General features: G+C 71.8%; 16 protein-coding genes and 3 tRNA genes. 11 read left to right on the top strand and 8 right to left on the bottom strand.

The window, feature by feature from the left end:
- The first annotated feature begins 49 nt into the window (after positions 1–49).
- Both ACVUH9_RS17775 and ACVUH9_RS17770 read left to right on the top strand, forming a co-directional pair.
- Positions 50–925: a heme o synthase gene (locus tag ACVUH9_RS17775; RefSeq protein ID WP_475759434.1), complete on the top strand. Its 876-nt coding sequence runs from the start codon at positions 50–52 to the stop codon at positions 923–925.
- Between the two features lie 136 nt (positions 926–1061).
- Positions 1062–1295, top strand: a complete 234-nt coding sequence (locus ACVUH9_RS17770) for a hypothetical protein (RefSeq protein WP_475759304.1) — start codon at positions 1062–1064, stop codon at positions 1293–1295.
- 88 nt (positions 1296–1383) lie between these two features.
- On the opposite strand, the gene ACVUH9_RS17765 is transcribed toward ACVUH9_RS17770, so the two are convergent.
- Entirely contained in the window at positions 1384–2817 is a 1434-nt protein-coding gene (locus tag ACVUH9_RS17765; RefSeq protein ID WP_475759302.1) for a wax ester/triacylglycerol synthase family O-acyltransferase, read from the bottom strand.
- 112 nt (positions 2818–2929) lie between these two features.
- Between ACVUH9_RS17765 and ACVUH9_RS17760 the strand changes: the two genes are divergently transcribed.
- The gene (locus tag ACVUH9_RS17760) at positions 2930–3427 is read left to right on the top strand and encodes an NAD(P)H-binding protein (protein WP_475759300.1); all 498 of its coding nucleotides are present in this window, start codon (positions 2930–2932) and stop codon (positions 3425–3427) included.
- Between the two features lie 41 nt (positions 3428–3468).
- On the opposite strand, the gene ACVUH9_RS17755 is transcribed toward ACVUH9_RS17760, so the two are convergent.
- Together ACVUH9_RS17755 and ACVUH9_RS17750 are read right to left on the bottom strand one after the other, a co-directional pair.
- Positions 3469–4014 carry an NUDIX hydrolase gene (locus ACVUH9_RS17755; protein ID WP_475759298.1) on the bottom strand — a complete coding sequence of 182 codons (546 nt, stop codon included), beginning with the start codon at positions 4012–4014 and terminating at the stop codon, positions 3469–3471.
- Between the two features lie 52 nt (positions 4015–4066).
- Positions 4067–4480: an OsmC family protein gene (locus ACVUH9_RS17750; RefSeq protein ID WP_475759296.1), complete on the bottom strand. Its 414-nt coding sequence runs from the start codon at positions 4478–4480 to the stop codon at positions 4067–4069.
- 68 nt (positions 4481–4548) lie between these two features.
- On the opposite strand from ACVUH9_RS17750, the gene ACVUH9_RS17745 reads away from it, so the two are divergent.
- From ACVUH9_RS17745 to ACVUH9_RS17725, 5 genes are all read left to right on the top strand, one after another.
- A tRNA-Pro gene (locus tag ACVUH9_RS17745) sits at positions 4549–4622 on the top strand.
- 116 nt (positions 4623–4738) lie between these two features.
- The gene (locus ACVUH9_RS17740) at positions 4739–5413 is read left to right on the top strand and encodes a sterol desaturase family protein (RefSeq protein WP_475759294.1); all 675 of its coding nucleotides are present in this window, start codon (positions 4739–4741) and stop codon (positions 5411–5413) included.
- Between the two features lie 57 nt (positions 5414–5470).
- Positions 5471–5544: transfer RNA gene (locus ACVUH9_RS17735), tRNA-Arg, on the top strand.
- Between the two features lie 96 nt (positions 5545–5640).
- A tRNA-His gene (locus ACVUH9_RS17730) sits at positions 5641–5713 on the top strand.
- Positions 5714–6049: 336 nt separating this feature from the next.
- Positions 6050–6820, top strand: a complete 771-nt coding sequence (locus ACVUH9_RS17725) for a hypothetical protein (protein WP_475759292.1) — start codon at positions 6050–6052, stop codon at positions 6818–6820.
- A gap of 124 nt (positions 6821–6944) precedes the next feature.
- Here ACVUH9_RS17725 and ACVUH9_RS17720 read toward each other — a convergent pair whose 3' ends face one another.
- Entirely contained in the window at positions 6945–7100 is a 156-nt protein-coding gene (locus ACVUH9_RS17720; RefSeq protein ID WP_475759290.1) for a hypothetical protein, read from the bottom strand.
- A 24-nt stretch (positions 7101–7124) separates the two neighbouring features.
- On the opposite strand from ACVUH9_RS17720, the gene tig reads away from it, so the two are divergent.
- The 3 genes from tig to clpX all read left to right on the top strand — a co-directional run bounded on the left by tig (position 7125) and on the right by clpX (position 10894).
- Entirely contained in the window at positions 7125–8732 is a 1608-nt protein-coding gene (gene tig, locus ACVUH9_RS17715) for a trigger factor (protein WP_475759288.1), read from the top strand.
- 232 nt (positions 8733–8964) lie between these two features.
- On the top strand, positions 8965–9549 hold the full coding sequence (locus ACVUH9_RS17710; protein ID WP_475759286.1) for an ATP-dependent Clp protease proteolytic subunit: 585 nt from the start codon (positions 8965–8967) through the stop codon (positions 9547–9549).
- 49 nt (positions 9550–9598) lie between these two features.
- Positions 9599–10894 carry an ATP-dependent Clp protease ATP-binding subunit ClpX gene (clpX, locus tag ACVUH9_RS17705; RefSeq protein WP_475759284.1) on the top strand — a complete coding sequence of 432 codons (1296 nt, stop codon included), beginning with the start codon at positions 9599–9601 and terminating at the stop codon, positions 10892–10894.
- 319 nt (positions 10895–11213) lie between these two features.
- On the opposite strand, the gene ACVUH9_RS17700 is transcribed toward clpX, so the two are convergent.
- The 4 genes from ACVUH9_RS17700 to ACVUH9_RS17685 are packed head-to-tail and all read right to left on the bottom strand — an operon-like array spanning position 11214 to position 14816.
- Entirely contained in the window at positions 11214–12497 is a 1284-nt protein-coding gene (locus tag ACVUH9_RS17700) for a class I SAM-dependent methyltransferase (protein WP_475759282.1), read from the bottom strand.
- Positions 12494–13369 (bottom strand): DUF1365 domain-containing protein, encoded by an 876-nt coding sequence (locus ACVUH9_RS17695; protein WP_475759280.1) that lies wholly within the window; start codon positions 13367–13369, stop codon positions 12494–12496. Before ACVUH9_RS17695 ends, ACVUH9_RS17700 begins: the two co-directional genes overlap by 4 nt.
- Positions 13366–14679, bottom strand: a complete 1314-nt coding sequence (locus tag ACVUH9_RS17690; protein ID WP_475759278.1) for an NAD(P)/FAD-dependent oxidoreductase — start codon at positions 14677–14679, stop codon at positions 13366–13368. The genes ACVUH9_RS17695 and ACVUH9_RS17690 overlap by 4 nt, the downstream gene beginning before the upstream one ends.
- Positions 14679–14816: a hypothetical protein gene (locus ACVUH9_RS17685; protein ID WP_475759276.1), complete on the bottom strand. Its 138-nt coding sequence runs from the start codon at positions 14814–14816 to the stop codon at positions 14679–14681. The genes ACVUH9_RS17690 and ACVUH9_RS17685 overlap by 1 nt, the downstream gene beginning before the upstream one ends.
- Positions 14817–14934: the final 118 nt, after the last annotated feature.

Raw genomic sequence — 14934 nt, 5'->3', positions numbered from 1 at the left:
GGTGACTGACGTGCCCTCGTCCGTCACCGCCCCTCGGCGCGGCACGGCGATGCCGTTGGTGAGCCCGACGGCTCGCCAGCGGGTCGCGGACCTCATCGCGCTGACGAAGCCGAAGGTCCAGATCCTGCTGCTGCTGACCACGGTCACGGCGATGTACGCGGCGGGCAACCCGTCGCCGCTGCTGGTGCTCGCGACCGTCGTCGGAGGCTCGTTGGCCTCCGGTGGCGCGAGTGCGATCAACCACTGGTACGACCGCGACATCGACACGCTGATGTCGCGGACGCAGGATCGTCCGATCCCGTCCGGCCGGATGGAGCCGCACGTCGCGCTCTGGGTCGGTCTGTGGCTGACGATCGCGTCGTTCGTGCTGCTCGCGCTGGCCGCGAACATCACCGCTGCGCTGCTGGCGCTCGCCGGGTTCGCCTGGTACGTCGGCGTCTACACGATGTGGCTCAAGCGCCGCACGACCAACAACATCGTCATCGGCGGCCTGGCGGGGTCGTTCCCGCCGATGGTCGGCTGGGCCGCGGTCACCGGCGGCTTCGCCGTCGACTCGCTGTACCCGTTCGCGATCGTCTTCGCGTGGACCGCGCCGCACTTCTGGGCGCTGTCGATGCTGATCAAGGACGACTACGCCGCGGCGAACATCCCGATGCTTCCCGTCGTGCGCGGCGACCGCTACACCTTCAAGGCGATCGTGGCCTGGTCGGCGATCACCGTGGTGGTCTCGGTCGTCCCCGTCATCACCGGGGCCTTCGGCACCATCTACCTCGTCGCCGCGCTGTTGCTCGGGGCCGAGTTGATGCGCCAGTCCTGGCTGCTCCTTCGCGACGGGACGCGCGCACGCGCGTTGTCGCTCCACCTATACGCGTTGGCGTACCTCTCGGTGTTGTTCGCCGCGATGGTCCTCGACGCCAAGATCTGAGAACCGGAAAGAGACCGACCCCATGGATCGCAACCTCGCCAAGCGCAACCTGCGCGACGCGCTGATCGCCGGCATCGTCATCCTCGTGATGTTCCTGCTGACGTTCGTCGCGGCCGTCATCTACGTCTCCTAAGTCATGAGCGAGCTCGACAAGCCCGTCCCGCCTGCGGGCGACGACATCCACCTCCCCGGCAACAGCATTCAGCCGCTGCTGCTGACCGTCGGCGTGACGACCCTGCTGGTGGGCGTCACGACGACCTACTGGCTGGTCGCGGTCGGCCTGATCGTGACCATCGGCGTGCTCGTCGCCTGGATTCGCGACACGATTCGCGAGACCAACGAGCTGCCGCTGCACCACGACGAGCACTGAGCTTCGGCTCGGTCGGCGGCCGCAGTTCGCGGTCGCCACGTCGCGGCGCGGGACCGACCCCGAGCGGCCCTCTCCCGAGGGCCCCGGGTCAGCCCGCGGACCGGACCCGCCGACGGCGGGCCGGACGGCCGTCACTGGCCCACGCGAGCAGCTCGCCGACCGCGAGCTCCACGCCCTCGCCGATCGCATCGAGATCGGCCAGCTTGTCCAGATCGCCGAGCAGGCCGAACTCGGCCGTGCCGGCGTAGGACATGACCGCGATCGCCAGCGCCCGATCGCCCGAGAGGAACGGGACCGGGACGGTCGTCTCCATCCGGCGACCGAGCAGGTACATCGGCGTCTGGGGGCCGGGCACGTTGGTCACCAGCAGGTTGAAGTGCCGGGCCGCGAAGTGCAGGCGGGAAGCCTGGGCGAGCACCGAGGGCGGGGCGAACGACTCGGACGCGGTGAGCGCGCTCGCGGCGACGGCACGCTTGCCGGTGACGCCCTCGGACATCGCCCGTCGGATCCGCTCCAGCCGGACGAGCGGGTCGGGCTCGCCGACCGGCAGCGGCGCGTAGGCCATCGTGATCGGACGGGCCTCGCGGCCGCGGGCCTCGACCGCTACCGGGACCGCCGCGCGCAGCTCGAGTCCGGCCGTCTGCAGGCCGCGCTCGTGCATCCAGTGGCGGATCGCTCCGGTGACGGTGGCCAGGACCACGTCGTTGACCGTCCCGCCGAAGGTGTCCTTGATCCGCTTGAGGTCGGCCACCGGGACGGCGGTGTGCGCCAGCCGACGGTGGGGGCCGATCGGCACGTTGAGCGGTGACGGCGGCGCGGGACGGACCCGGGCGCCGAACCGGTCGTTGGTGGCGTCAGCGGCCTCGCGCAGGCGGTGCAGGGCCTCGCCGGGACGGGTGGCGGCCTGGACCGCCCGCAGCGGCCCGGAGAGCAGCTGCCGGCCGAGGCTGCCGGCCGAGGCCGCGACCAGCTGGGCGGTGCTCGGGAGCGGCGGCGCGAGCCACTGGCCCTGGGCGGGATCGGCGACGGGCGGGGCGGGCTCGGGGACGGGGTCGAGCAGGGCCGTCATCAGGTCGACGGCGACGATGCCGTCGACGAGCGCCTGGTGGGACTTGGCGACGAGCGCGAAGCGGTCGTCGTCCATGCCCTCGATCACCCACAGCTCCCAGAGCGGCTTGGTCCGGTCGAGCCGCTCGGAGAAGATCCGGGCCGCCGCAGTCCGCAGCTCGCCGATGTCGCCGGGTGACGGCAACGCGGTGTGCCGCACGTGGTACTCGATCGTGAAGCTGGGGTCGACGACCCAGCGGGGGCGGCCGATGCCGAACGGTGCCGCGACCAGGGTGGTGCGGTAGCGCGGCACCCGCTCGAGCCGGCAGAGGACGTGCTCGCGCAGCGCTTCGATCGGTGGGGGAGGACCGTCGAAGATCGCCACCCCGCCGACGTGGGTGTGGGCCGCGCCACGTTCCTCCCGTAGCAATGAGACGTCGGCGGCGGTCAGCTCGGAAAGGTGCGTGTGTTCCATCAAGGATGTCCTCGGGGCCGACGATACCCGACGCCCGCCGGCGTCCCACGAGGTGCAAGCCGCGAACCCCTGCGTAGACTCGCCGCATGCTGGCTTCGAGGACGTGCGTCTGATGCGGCTGCTCCTGATCGGCGGGGGCGAGCGTGGCCTGTGCCTGACCCGACGGCTGGTGGCCGAGGGCCACGCGGTCCGGGTCGTCACCCGCGACCCGTCCCGGCACGCGGCGATCGTCGAGGCCGGGGGCGAGCCGTGTGACGGCGATCCGGACCGGATCGGCACGCTCCGCTACGCGCTCGACAACGTGACGGTGCTGGTCTGGGCCCTGGGCTCGGCCAGCGGCGACGAGAGCAAGGTCAACGCGCTCCACGGGACCCGTCTCGAGATGCTGCTCGAGCGGACGATCGACACCACCGTCCGCGGGGTCCTCTACGAGTGCTCGGGCACGCTCTCCGTCGAGGTCCTCAGCCAGGGCGCCCGGATCGTCGAGCGGCTCTGCCGGCAGAACGAGATTCCGTGGGGGTTGCTCTACCACGAGCCGACCGACCCCGAGGGCTGGGCGGCGTCGACCGCCGGCGCGATCGAGCAGATCCTCGATCGCGACCGCGGCTGATCGAGGCCGGCGGCGGGCGCCCGAGAGCCCGGGCCGGGCGCTTAGGACATCCGTCCAGGAACGCCCGCGTCGGCCGTCACCAGGTCGTCGGGGATCCGCGTGAGGAGGTCGCGCAGGATCCGGCCGGTGGCGCCCCAGACGACCTGACCGTCGACCGTGTAGGCGTCGGTCAGGAACGGGATCCCGCGGCGAACGAGCCGGCGCCGCTCGTAGCTGGCCTGGAGCTCGGCGAGGCCGAACTCGAAGACGCTGTCGACCTCGTGCGGGGACAGCAGCCACTCGCCGGGGTGCCGGATCCAGCCGACGATCGGATAGACCGCGTAGCCGGTGACCATCGTGCCGACCGGCTCGAGGGCGCCGAGCACCTCGACGTTGGCGTGGGGGAGGCCGATCTCCTCCTCGGCCTCGCGGAGGGCGGTCGCGGTCGGGGTCGGATCGTCCGGGTCGCTGCGGCCGCCCGGGAACGAGATCTCCCCGGCGTGGCGGCGCATGTCGTGACGGCGGCGGGTGAGGATCACCTGCAGGCGACCGTCGTGTTCGAGGATCGGCACCAGGACCGCAGCCCGGGTCGCCCCGTGGACGGTCATCGTCGCGGCGTCCTCCGTCGGGAGCAACGCCGCCCGAAGGCGCTCGCGCGCTTCAGCCGGCGTGGGCGACCCGCTCCACACGCTCGTCGAACATCACTTCCCCGTCGAGGACGCGGTGCACCGGGCACTTGGTCGCGATCACCCGGAGGCGGGCGAGCTGCTCGTCATCGATCTCGCCGTCGATCCGCATGACGAGCTCGAAGCGGGTCGGGCAACCGCGCTCGGGGGCCGGCTTGAACGTGCACTCGACCTCGAGGTCGCCGATGTCCCAGCCCTTGCGCTCGGCGTACATCTGGAGCGTGATCGCGGTGCATGAGGCGAGGCTCGCCGCGAGCAGCTCCTGGGGGGTCGGCCCGGCGTCCTCCCCGCCCATGTCGAAGGGCTCGTCGACCGTCGTCGTGTGCTGGCGCATCCGCACGGTGTGGCGGAAATGTTCGTCGCGGTTTGCGCGCGCGGTGACCTGCATCGTTCTTCCCGTGATCGAGACCGAACGCTCAGTATTGCACCGTCGCGCCTATACTCCGCCGGCCATCACGGGGCGTAGCGCAGCCTGGTAGCGCACCGACTTTGGGTGTCGGGGGTCCCCGGTTCGAATCCGGGCGCCCCGATTGGTCAGCGCGGCGGGGGCACGCGGCTCGTATTGCGTGTCCCCGCCTCACTGCTGTTGGGTTCGGGTGGCCGAAACCACTCGCGAGTCCGCCCCTCGGCGTGCGAAGATGCGCACGTGTCCACCGAACAGCGCGAGCGCTCGCAGGAACCGCCGCAGGCTGGCTCCGCCACCCGCACCGACGTCCTCCGCGCGTCGCCGCCGATGTTCCGCACGCCGCCGATGGACCGGGCCACGCGGGTGCACCCGATCGTCCCGGTCGTGATCTTCGTCCCGGCCGTCGTGCTGCTGACCGTGGCCGCCGCCCGTCAGGGCGTCGGGACCCTGAGCCTGATCGGCCTGATGGCCGCCGGCTGGGTCGGCTGGGGGCTGATCGAGTACTGGGTCCATCGCGTGCTCTTCCACATCGAGCCGGAGCGGGGGCTCGGGGCGCGGCTGCACTGGATGGTCCACGGCGTCCACCACGACCACCCGAACGATCCGCTGCGGCTGGTGATGCCGCCGGTCGTGTCCGTCCCCGGGACGGCGCTCTTCGTGCTCGCCTTCGTGGCGCTGTTCGGGGTCGGGAGCGGCCTGGCCGTCGGCAGCGGCTTCGTGTTCGGCTACCTCGCGTACGACATGACGCACCACCATCTGCACCACCACCGGCCGCGCACGCGGGCCGGTCGCTGGCTGCGGGAGATGCACATGCGCCACCACTTCCAGGACGACACCCGGGGCTACGGGATCAGCGCTCCCTGGTGGGACCTGGTCTTCCGCACGCTGCCGACGCGCGGCGGCCGACGGGACTAGGCGCGTCGCTGCCGGCGTGCTCGTGCTGCGAGCCACGGTACCCTCCCGGGTGCACCTGCCCCTGTAGCTCAGCTGGATAGAGCAGCGGCCTTCTAATCCGCAGGTCCTTGGTTCGAATCCAAGTGGGGGCGCTGTCGGCGCGACGCCCGCGATCCGGTGGGGCCACCCCGGGCCTGGATCGCGGGCGTCGCCGCACCGGCCGATTGCTGTATTGTGCCCCGCACGCGGCGGACGTAGCTCAGCTGGTAGAGCTCCTGGTTGTGGTCCAGGCGGTCGCGGGTTCGAGCCCCGTCGTTCGCCCCTCGCGTATCGGCGTCGTTGCTGTTGCAACGGCGCCGTTGTTGTCTCTGGGGTCACCCGTCGCGGGTGGCCCCAGTGTCGTTCTCGGGGTCGGTGTCGCGGATCGGTCGCCAACCAACCGGTCGGCCGGTCGACGTCCGGGCGCTGCGCCGGGTCGAGAGCGGCCACGCGGAGGTGGTGGCGAGGCCTTCGGAGGGCAGGATCTGGCGGCGTACGGCGTGTCCGAGAACCGGCCCCTGCGGTGGTTCGCGGGCGAGCCGTTGCGGCACCGCAACTCTGCCCTGGGGGTCGAGTTGGAAGAGATGTACGGATATCCCTCTCCAGGAGAATCACTCCATGTCTCGTATCCGAGCAATCTTCAGCGGCCTGCGCAGCGGCCGCATCCTGACCGTCCTCGCCGCGGCGGTCGTCGCGGTCGCCGTCGCGGCGCCGCTCGCGGTCGGCGCGGGCGAGGGTTCCCCCCTCAAGGGCGGCGCGCGAAACCCGGCCGGCGGCAAGTCGTTCAGCCAGGAGACCGAGGTCATCGCGATCAACCCGACCTTCGGCACCCGCCAGTCCAACAAGGGCGCCGGCGGCGGCGCGATCTACGGCTGCCGCGCGCAGAACCTGGGCAAGGGCTGCATCGAGGCCTCGAACCTCAGCAACGGCCAGGCCTTCAACTTCCGCTTCCGCGGTCCCGTCGGCGGCACGATCACGACCAACGCGACCGGCCCGAACGCGGCGGCGGCGAAGCCGTTCACCACCAACGCGGGCGGCGTGGCCACCGGCCTCAACGCCGACAAGGTCGACGGCAAGGACGCCGACGAGATCACCAAGGACGCGGTCACCCAGTCGGCCGCGCAGACCAAGATCGGCGTGGTCGCCGCCGACGGTGCCCTCCAGAACAACCGTGGCCTCACCGCCGCGGCCCGGGAGTCGGCGGGCCAGTACCTGGTGACCGCCGACGCCGACATCTCGAAGTGCGTTCCGGGCGCCACCGCCTACGGCAGCGCGCCGGGCGCGAACGCGGCGGTCGACCTCGCCGACGCCACCCACCTGCGGGTCTACACCCGCAACAGCGCCGGCGATCCGGCCGACCGTCAGGTCGCGGTCACGATCAACTGCTGATCCAGCGGTTCCTGCTTCATCACCTGCGGGGCGGCCCAGCCGGCCCGCAGGCACCAGCAGCGACGCGGCGCCCCTCGGGGCGCCGTTCGTCGTTCCGGGGCGCGATCGGCAGCCGTGGGCGGGCCTAGCGTCGGCGGTCGAGTCGCGCCCGGAACCGTCGGCGGGCGCTGTCGCGGAGGATCGCCAGCAGCTCGAGCACGGTCCCGAGCAGGTGCCCGAGCGGTCCGGAGACGAAGGCCAGGACGGCGCGGTCAAGCCGCGTGGGAGCCTCGATGCGCATCGCGAGCTATCGTTGCCGATTCTTATGTCCGCTGTCTCTACGACCGTCACCGACCTTTCCGATTCCCGTGTCAAGGTCGAGGCCGAGGTGACACCCAAGGCTGTTGAGCAGGCAATGCTCGAGACGGCCAAGGTGCTCTCGCGCGACCTGCGCATGCCGGGCTTCCGTCAGGGCAAGGTCCCGCCCCCCGTCGTCATCCGCCGCTACGGCCGCGAAGCCGTCCTCGACGAGGCCCTGCGCCAGTCGATGGGCACCTGGCTGGTCGAGGCGGTTGAGGAGGCCGGCCTGAAGACCGTCGGCGAGCCGCAGGTCGACCTCGGCGAGCTGCCGGCGGCCGGCAAGCCGCTGACCTTCACGTTCGAGATCAGCGTCCGTCCGGAGGCCAAGCTCGGCGACCTCGATCCGTTCGAGGTCGGTCGTCGCGAGCCCGCCGCCGATCCCGAGCGCGTCGAGGCGGACCTCCAGCAGCTGCGCGAGCAGCACGCCAAGCTGACCGCCGTCGATCGCCCCGCGGTCGAGGGCGACACCGTCCTGATGAGCTTCGTCGGCCGGATCGACGGCGAGGAGTTCGAGGGCGGCGCCGGCCGTGACCAGCTGGTCGAGCTCGGCTCCGGCCGTCTCGTTCCCGGCTTCGAGGACCAGCTCCAGGGCGCCAAGGCCGGCGAGGACCGCGACGTCACGGTCAACTTCCCGGACGACTACGGTGCCGAGCAGCTGCAGGGCGTCCAGGCGATCTTCTCGGTCACCGTCCACGAGGTCCAGGAGAAGCAGCTCCCGGAGCTGGACGACGCGTTCGCCGAGGAGGCCGCGGGCGTCGACACGGTCGACGAGCTGCGCGAGGACATCGCCGAGCGGCTCCGCGAGCAGGACCAGGTCGCGATCGACCGCGAGTACCGCGAGGCCGTCATCGACACGCTGATGGAGCGTGCCGAGGTCGAGATCTCCGACTCGCTCGCCAAGGCCCGCGCCGGCGAGCTGCTGGACCGGACGCTCAACCAGCTCGCCCAGCAAGGCATCTCCCGCGACCTCTACTTCCAGATGGCGGGCAAGAGCGAGGACGACCTGCTGGCCGAGGCCGCGCCGGAGGCCGCCCGCAGCCTGCGCCGCGAGGCCGCCGTCGAGGCGTTCATCGCGGCCGAGGGGATCGAGCCGAGCGACGGCGACCTGCTCGACGCGATCACCGCTCCCGCCGCCCAGCAGGGCACGACGCCCGAGAAGCTGCTGAAGCGCCTGGTCCGCCAGGGCCACCGCGACGAGCTGGTCTCCGACGTCGCGCAGCAGCAGGCGATCGAGAAGCTGATCGAGCGCGCGACCGCGGTGTCGGTCGAGGACGCCAAGAGCCGCGGCCTGCTGTGGACGCCGGAGGCCGGCGAGACCAGCGGCGCCGGTGGTCGCTCGTGGGCCGACGAGGGGGCCGACGCGGCCGCCGACGAGGACGCGAAGGACGAGCCGAAGCCCGCCGCCAAGAAGAAGGCTCCGGCGAAGAAGAAGGCGCCCGCGAAGCCGAAGGCCGACGCCGACGGCGAGGCCGAGGAGAAGCCGAAGAAGGCCGCCGCGAAGCCGAAGGCCGCGGCCAAGCCCAAGAAGCCTGCCGCGAAGCCGAAGGCCGACGCGGACTCCGACGAGGCCTGAGCCGCGCGGTCGGTCGCGTCGGCCGCCGGGCTTGCCCGGGGCCGGCCGTCCGACGACGGTCCGAGGGTCGCACGCCCCGCGTGCGACCGCCGGGACCACCGTCCTCGCCGACCCGGCGAGGACGGGAAGTCCGGTTGGTAGGCTCACAGCGAGTCCTTCCGACCCGAAGAACCCCTGTCCGGGCAGCTTCCGGCAGGACCCAGCTTCCGCACACCGAAAAGGGAACTCCCGTATGAGTCCTATGGTCCCCATGGTCGTCGAGCAGACGGCGCGCGGCGAGCGCGCGTTCGACATCTACAGCCGCCTGCTCAACGAGCGGATCATCTTCTTGGGGACGCCGGTCGACGACCAGATCGCCAACCTGATCGTCGCGCAGCTGCTGCACCTCGCCTCGGACGACGAGGACAAGGACATCTCGATCTACATCAACTCGCCCGGCGGGTCGGTGTACGCGGGACTGGCGATCTACGACACGATGCAGTTCATCAAGCCGCAGGTCCGCACGATCTGCTGCGGGATCGCGATGTCGATGGGCGCGGTCATCCTCGCCGGCGGCGCGCCGGGCAAGCGGATGGCGCTGCCGAACTCGAAGATCCTGATCCACCAGGTCAGCTCCGGCTTCCAGGGTCAGGCGACGGACGTCGAGATCCACGCCAAGGAGATCATCGACCTCCGCGGCAAGCTCGACGAGATCATCGCCCACCACTCCGGGACCCAGCTCGAGAAGGTCAAGAAGGACACCGAGCGCGACTACTTCATGGACCCGGAAGAGGCCGTGGAGTACGGGATCATCGACCGCGTCATCGAGAACGCGTAGCGCTCCGGCGCTGCCACCACGGACGACGAACGACGAAGGAGACGCGAGCATGGCACGAGCCACCGAAGGCGGCGAACAGCTGCTCTGCTCCTTCTGCGGGAAGTCCCAGCGGCAGGTCAAGAAGCTGATCGCCGGGCCGGGCGTCTACATCTGCGACGAGTGCATCGAGCTCTGCAACGAGATCATCGACGAGGAGCTCTCGGCGCAGCCCGGCTTCGACGTCGAGCACCTGCCCAAGCCGCAGGAGATCTTCGGGGTGCTCGACGAGTACGTCGTCGGCCAGGACGCCGCCAAGCGGACGCTCTCGGTAGCGGTCTACAACCACTACAAGCGCGTCCGGATGGCGGCCCAGAGCACCGGTGGCGACAGCGACGTCGAGCTCCAGAAGTCGAACATCCTGATGCTCGGGCCGACGGGCTGCGGCAAGACGCTGCTGGCCCAGACGCTGGCCCGGATCCTCAACGTCCCGTTCGCGATCGTCGACGCGACCGCGCTGACCGAGGCCGGCTACGTGGGGGAGGACGTCGAGAACATCCTCCTGAAGCTGATCCAGGCCGCGGACTTCGACGTCAAGAAGGCCGAGACCGGGATCATCTACATCGACGAGATCGACAAGATCGCCCGCAAGGCCGACAACCCGTCGATCACCCGTGACGTCTCCGGCGAGGGCGTGCAGCAGGCGCTGCTGAAGATCCTCGAGGGGACCCAGGCGTCGGTGCCGCCCCAGGGTGGGCGCAAGCACCCGCACCAGGAGTTCCTGACGATCGACACGACGAACATCCTGTTCGTCTGCGGTGGCGCCTTCGCCGGTCTCGACGACGTGATCAAGCGCCGGACGGGTCAGCGCAACGTCGGCTTCGTCGATCCCGAGGAGCACCAGGCCGAGGACCTGCCGCTCGACCGGCTGTTCGAGCACTGCCTGCCCGAGGACCTCGTCGAGTACGGCCTGATCCCCGAGTTCATCGGCCGCCTGCCGGTGGTCACTGCCGTGCGCCAGCTGTCGCGAGGGGATCTGATCCAGATCCTGACCGAGCCGCGGAACGCGCTGACCAAGCAGTTCCAGGCCAGCTTCGCCTTCGACGACATCGAGCTCGTGTTCGCCGACGAGTCGCTCGACGCGGTCGCCGACAAGGCGCTCGAGCGGGAGACCGGGGCCCGTGGCCTGCGGTCGATCCTCGAGGAGGCGCTGCTCGACGTCCAGTTCGAGCTGCCGAGCCGCCGCGATGTGCGCAAGTGCGTCGTCACCCGCGAGACGATCGCCGACGGTCGTCCGCCGACGCTGGTCACCGAGGCCGTCTCCCGCGAGGACGACGACCACGGCGACCTCGCCGCCGAGTCGGCCTGACCCGGCGGACCGGGGCGGCCCGCCGCGAGGTGGCCACCGCACGGCCGCGACGGTCGTGGCGAGCGGAGGCTGCTGCGGCTACGGGGTCGGCCACCCGCCGGCGGCGGGACGCCGACCCCGTAGCCTGTCCTCATGGGTCTGATTCGTCGTTCCCCCGCCGGCGCCGCGAACCGCGTGGCCGGCCGCAAGGTGATCCCGTGGCTGCTGCTGCTCGACCTGCTGCGGGAGACCCACCACCACTGGCAGGAGCAGCTGTCGCCGAAGGAGCGCGCGCGGCTGACCGAGCTGCTGAAGCACAGCCACGGCCGCCCGAGCAACCTCAGCGAGCGGGAGCGGCGTGAGCTGAAGCGGCTGGCGGCGAAGCTCGATGTCCTCGCGCTCGGGAAGCGGGCGGCGTTGACGGGCATCGGGGCGCGGACGATCCGGCGTAGAGGTTCTGCGTGAGCGTGATCCGGCGCTCCTGGAAGCCCGCCTCGCAGTAGGCCAGGTAGAGGTCCCAGAGCCGTACGAAGCGCTCGTCGTAGCCGAGCGCACGAACCTCGTCGGCGGCGCCGTGGAAGGCGGTCCGCCAGCGCCGGAGGGTCTCGGCGTAGTGCGGGGTCAGATCGTCGTGGTCGACCGCTGACAGCCGGGTGTCGGTCGCGACGCGGTCCTCGATCACGGCGGCCGAGGGCAGGCAGCCGCCGGGGAAGATCAGGCTGTTGATGAAGCTGCGCCCGCGCTTCTCCGCCTCGTAGGCGCGGTCGTCGATCTGGATCGCCTGGAGCGCGAAGAGCCCGTCGTCGACGAGCAGCGCGTCGCAGCGGCGGAAGAAGGTCGGCAGGTCGCGCCATCCGACGGCCTCGATCATCTCGACCGAGACCAGCCGGTCGTAGCGGCCCTCGAGCTCGCGGTAGTCCTGCTGGCGGAGGTCGATCTGCCCGCCGAGCCCGGCGGCGTCGATCCGCTCGCGGGCGAGCAGGTGCTGCTGGGCGCTGATCGTCGTCGTCGTGACCTGGGCGCCGTACTCGGCGGCGGCGTGGATCGCCAGCGCGCCCCAGCCGCCGCCGATCTCCAGCAGCCGCATCCCGGGCTGGAGGTCGAGCTTGCGGCAGAGCCGGTCGATCTTCTCGATCTGGGCCGCCTCGAGGCTCGTGTCGGGGGTGGCGAAGATCCCGCACGAATAGCTCATCGTCGGGTCGAGGAAGAGCCCGAACAGCTCGTTGGAGAGGTCGTAGTGCTGGGCGATCTGCCGGCGCGAGCGGCCGACAGTGTTGCGGGCGCCGCGGGTCAGTCGCTGGACCGGGAGGAGCAGCGGGCGGAGCTGGTCGCGGAGGCGGTCGAAGCCCCGCATGTTGCGGGCCCCGAGGGCGACCAGCGAGACGAGGTCGGGGCTGCTCCAGCGCCCGGCGGCGTAGCTCTCCCCGATCCCCAACGAGCCGCGCAGGAGCTGGGCCCAGACCCCGCGGTCGTGGAGCGCGATCTCGGCGTGGAGCGGCGAGCCGGTGACGCCGAAGCGGTGCTCACGGCCGTCCGGCTCGCGGAGCAGCAGTGCGCCGCCTTCGACGGAGCCCAGCAGCCGCAGGGCGAACGAGCGGGCCGCGGTCTCGGTGATCCGGGTCATCGGCCTCGCGGGGTGGGATGGGGGAAGGTCGGGACGCGCTTGAGCCCGAGCCGCAGGGCCTGCGCGTAGATCCGGGCGACGTCGGCGAGGGTGCCGATCGGCCGACGTCGGACGTAGGCGCGCAGCCCGGCGGCGTCGAGCGGGCGCCGCCGCAGGGTCAGGGTCGCGTCGAAGACGAGCCGCTGCTCGCGGCGGCTCTCGAGGTGGACGACGAGCCGCGAGTCGGGCGGGGTCAGGCGCCAGCGGTACTCGTGGTCCATCGCCATGAAGGGGGAGACGTGGAACTGCTTGTCGAGCGACCAGGCGAGCGAGCGGGAGCCCGGCGTGCGCTCGGCCTCGGCCGCGTCGACCACGTAGGCGTGGTGCTCGCCCCAGGGCGTGTTGGTGACCTCGGCCAGGACCGCCTCGAGCGTCACGCCGTCGTCGCCGAAGCAGTAGGCGAAGGTGACCGGGTTGAAGCAGCGACCGAGCACGCGCGGCTGGGCCAGCAAGCGGATCGGGCCGGTCGGCCGGCGACCGATCCGGCCGGCGACCGTCGTGCGGATCGCCTCGGCCAGCGGCACGGCCGGGTCGCCGTGGTGATCGGCCCGCCGGAAGCTCAGCGGGGCGCGGCGCTCGACGCCCCAGCCGCGGTGGCCCTCGAGCACGCCCGGCAGCTCGTCGAGGTCGAGCAGCAGCATCGCGATCGGGTAGTGGAAGGCGTGCGCCCGCGGCTCGAGGCGGCGGTGGGCGATCTGGCCGAGATAGACCGCCGAGGCGGGGACCGGCGGCGTGCCGGGGTCGGGCGCGCTCGCGGCCCCGCGGGCCGGGTGCGGCGCGCCCGTGGCCGCGGAGGTGCCGTCGCCGTCGCCGATCGGGGCGTACGGGCTCACGCCAGCGCCTCCTGCGGGGCTCGGAGGGGTGTGGTGGCCCCGAGGTCGTCGGCGACCCGTAGACCGCTCCAGACGCCGTCCTCGTGGAAGCCCCAGCGCCAGTAGGCCCCGCAGTAGTGGGTTCGCCCGGCGGCGACGCCGGGGTCCACGCTCGCCGTCGGTCCCGAGATCTCCGCCCACCGGCGCTGGGCGACGAGCCCCGCGGCGGTGAAGACCGGGTGGGCGTAGGTCATCCGCTCGAGGACCCGATCGGGAGCGATCTGCTCGTCGAGGTTCAACGTCACGAGCAGCCGATCCCCGTCCGGGTTCTCGGGCAAGCCCTGCAGCCGGTGCATGTCGTAGGTGACGGTCGGCCGGTCCTTCGGCGCGTCGAGCAGGTGCGCGTTCCAGCTCGACCAGGCGCGTCGGCGCCGCGGCAGCAGCGAGCGGTCGGTGTGGAGCGTCGCCTGGTTCTGCTGGTAGGGGATTGCGCCGAGGACCTCCCGCTCGGCCCCGGTCGGGTCCTCGAGCACGGCCAGCGACTGGTCGCTGTGGCCGGCGAGGACGACGTGGTCGAACCGCTCGGGCTCGCAGCCGGCGACCCGGACCTCGACGTGGTCGGGGTGGCGACGGACGCCGACGACCGGCGCGCCGAGCCGGACCCGGTCGCCGAGCGGCCGCACGATCGCGTCGACGTAGGTCCGCGAACCGCCCGCGACCGTCAGCCACTGCGGGCGGTCGCGCAGCGAGAGCATCCCGTGGTTGGCGAAGAAGCGGAGCAGGAAGACCGCCGGGAACCGCCACAGCGCGTCCGGATCGGTGGACCAGACCGCGCTCGCCTGGGGGACGATCAAGCGCTCGACGAACCAGGACGAGAAGCGCTCGTCGCGCAGCAGGTCGCGGAGCGAGGTCGTCTCGTCGCCGGAGGCGAGGAAGCGGCGGGCGACGCGGTTGAACCGCCCGTACTCGGCGACCATCCGCAGGAACCGCGGATCGACCAGGTTTCGGCGCTGGGCGAAGAGGCCGCCGAGCGAGTCGCCGTGGTACTCGAAGTCGCGGTCGCGGGCCGTGACCGAGAAGCTCATCGCCGTCGGTCGGGTGGCGACGCCGAGCTCGCCGAGCAGGGCCAGGAAGTGCGGATAGGTGCGGTCGTTGCAGACGATGAAGCCCGAGTCGACCGCGTAGCGCTGGCCGCCGAGCTCGACGTCGCGGGTGTGGGTGTGCCCGCCCGCGCGTTCCTCGGCCTCGAACAGCCGGATGTCGTGCTCGCCGCTCAGCCGCTGCGCGCAGGTGAGCCCGGCGATCCCGCTGCCGACGATCGCGATCCGCATCAGCAGGCCTCCGCCAGCCGCTCGAGGACCGGCGTCCAGGTCCGCCGGTCGCTGCCCGGCCCGCGCTGGAGCAGCAGCGGAGGGGTCGGGGGCGCGTCGGGTCGGGGCCGTCCGTGTCGCTCGCGGTGCAGGGCCATCATCAGCAACCTACGTTCGAGGTCGGCGACCGGATGCGGTCGGCGGTCCGCTCGGCCGACGGTGCGGGCGGCGACGGGGCCGGACGCCCGATCCGGCCGGTGGCCGAGCAGGCCGTCG

It is taken from the genome of Patulibacter ginsengiterrae (genome assembly GCF_056269115.1).
The sequence above is the reverse complement of the archived record's forward strand: the minus strand, read 5'-3'. Positions and strand labels throughout refer to the sequence as shown.

Coding starts and splice junctions, on each gene's coding strand:
- tig (WP_475759288.1), top strand. CDS start 7,125: ATGTCCGCTGTCTCTACGACCGTCACCGACCTTTCCGATTCCCGTGTC.
- ACVUH9_RS17775 (WP_475759434.1), top strand. CDS start 50: ATGCCGTTGGTGAGCCCGACGGCTCGCCAGCGGGTCGCGGACCTCATC.
- ACVUH9_RS17700 (WP_475759282.1), bottom strand. CDS start 12,497: ATGACCCGGATCACCGAGACCGCGGCCCGCTCGTTCGCCCTGCGGCTG.
- clpX (WP_475759284.1), top strand. CDS start 9,599: ATGGCACGAGCCACCGAAGGCGGCGAACAGCTGCTCTGCTCCTTCTGC.
- ACVUH9_RS17750 (WP_475759296.1), bottom strand. CDS start 4,480: ATGCAGGTCACCGCGCGCGCAAACCGCGACGAACATTTCCGCCACACC.
- ACVUH9_RS17760 (WP_475759300.1), top strand. CDS start 2,930: ATGCGGCTGCTCCTGATCGGCGGGGGCGAGCGTGGCCTGTGCCTGACC.
- ACVUH9_RS17725 (WP_475759292.1), top strand. CDS start 6,050: ATGTCTCGTATCCGAGCAATCTTCAGCGGCCTGCGCAGCGGCCGCATC.
- ACVUH9_RS17685 (WP_475759276.1), bottom strand. CDS start 14,816: ATGGCCCTGCACCGCGAGCGACACGGACGGCCCCGACCCGACGCGCCC.
- ACVUH9_RS17710 (WP_475759286.1), top strand. CDS start 8,965: ATGAGTCCTATGGTCCCCATGGTCGTCGAGCAGACGGCGCGCGGCGAG.
- ACVUH9_RS17720 (WP_475759290.1), bottom strand. CDS start 7,100: ATGCGCATCGAGGCTCCCACGCGGCTTGACCGCGCCGTCCTGGCCTTC.
- ACVUH9_RS17755 (WP_475759298.1), bottom strand. CDS start 4,014: ATGACCGTCCACGGGGCGACCCGGGCTGCGGTCCTGGTGCCGATCCTC.
- ACVUH9_RS17690 (WP_475759278.1), bottom strand. CDS start 14,679: ATGCGGATCGCGATCGTCGGCAGCGGGATCGCCGGGCTCACCTGCGCG.
- ACVUH9_RS17770 (WP_475759304.1), top strand. CDS start 1,062: ATGAGCGAGCTCGACAAGCCCGTCCCGCCTGCGGGCGACGACATCCAC.
- ACVUH9_RS17765 (WP_475759302.1), bottom strand. CDS start 2,817: ATGGAACACACGCACCTTTCCGAGCTGACCGCCGCCGACGTCTCATTG.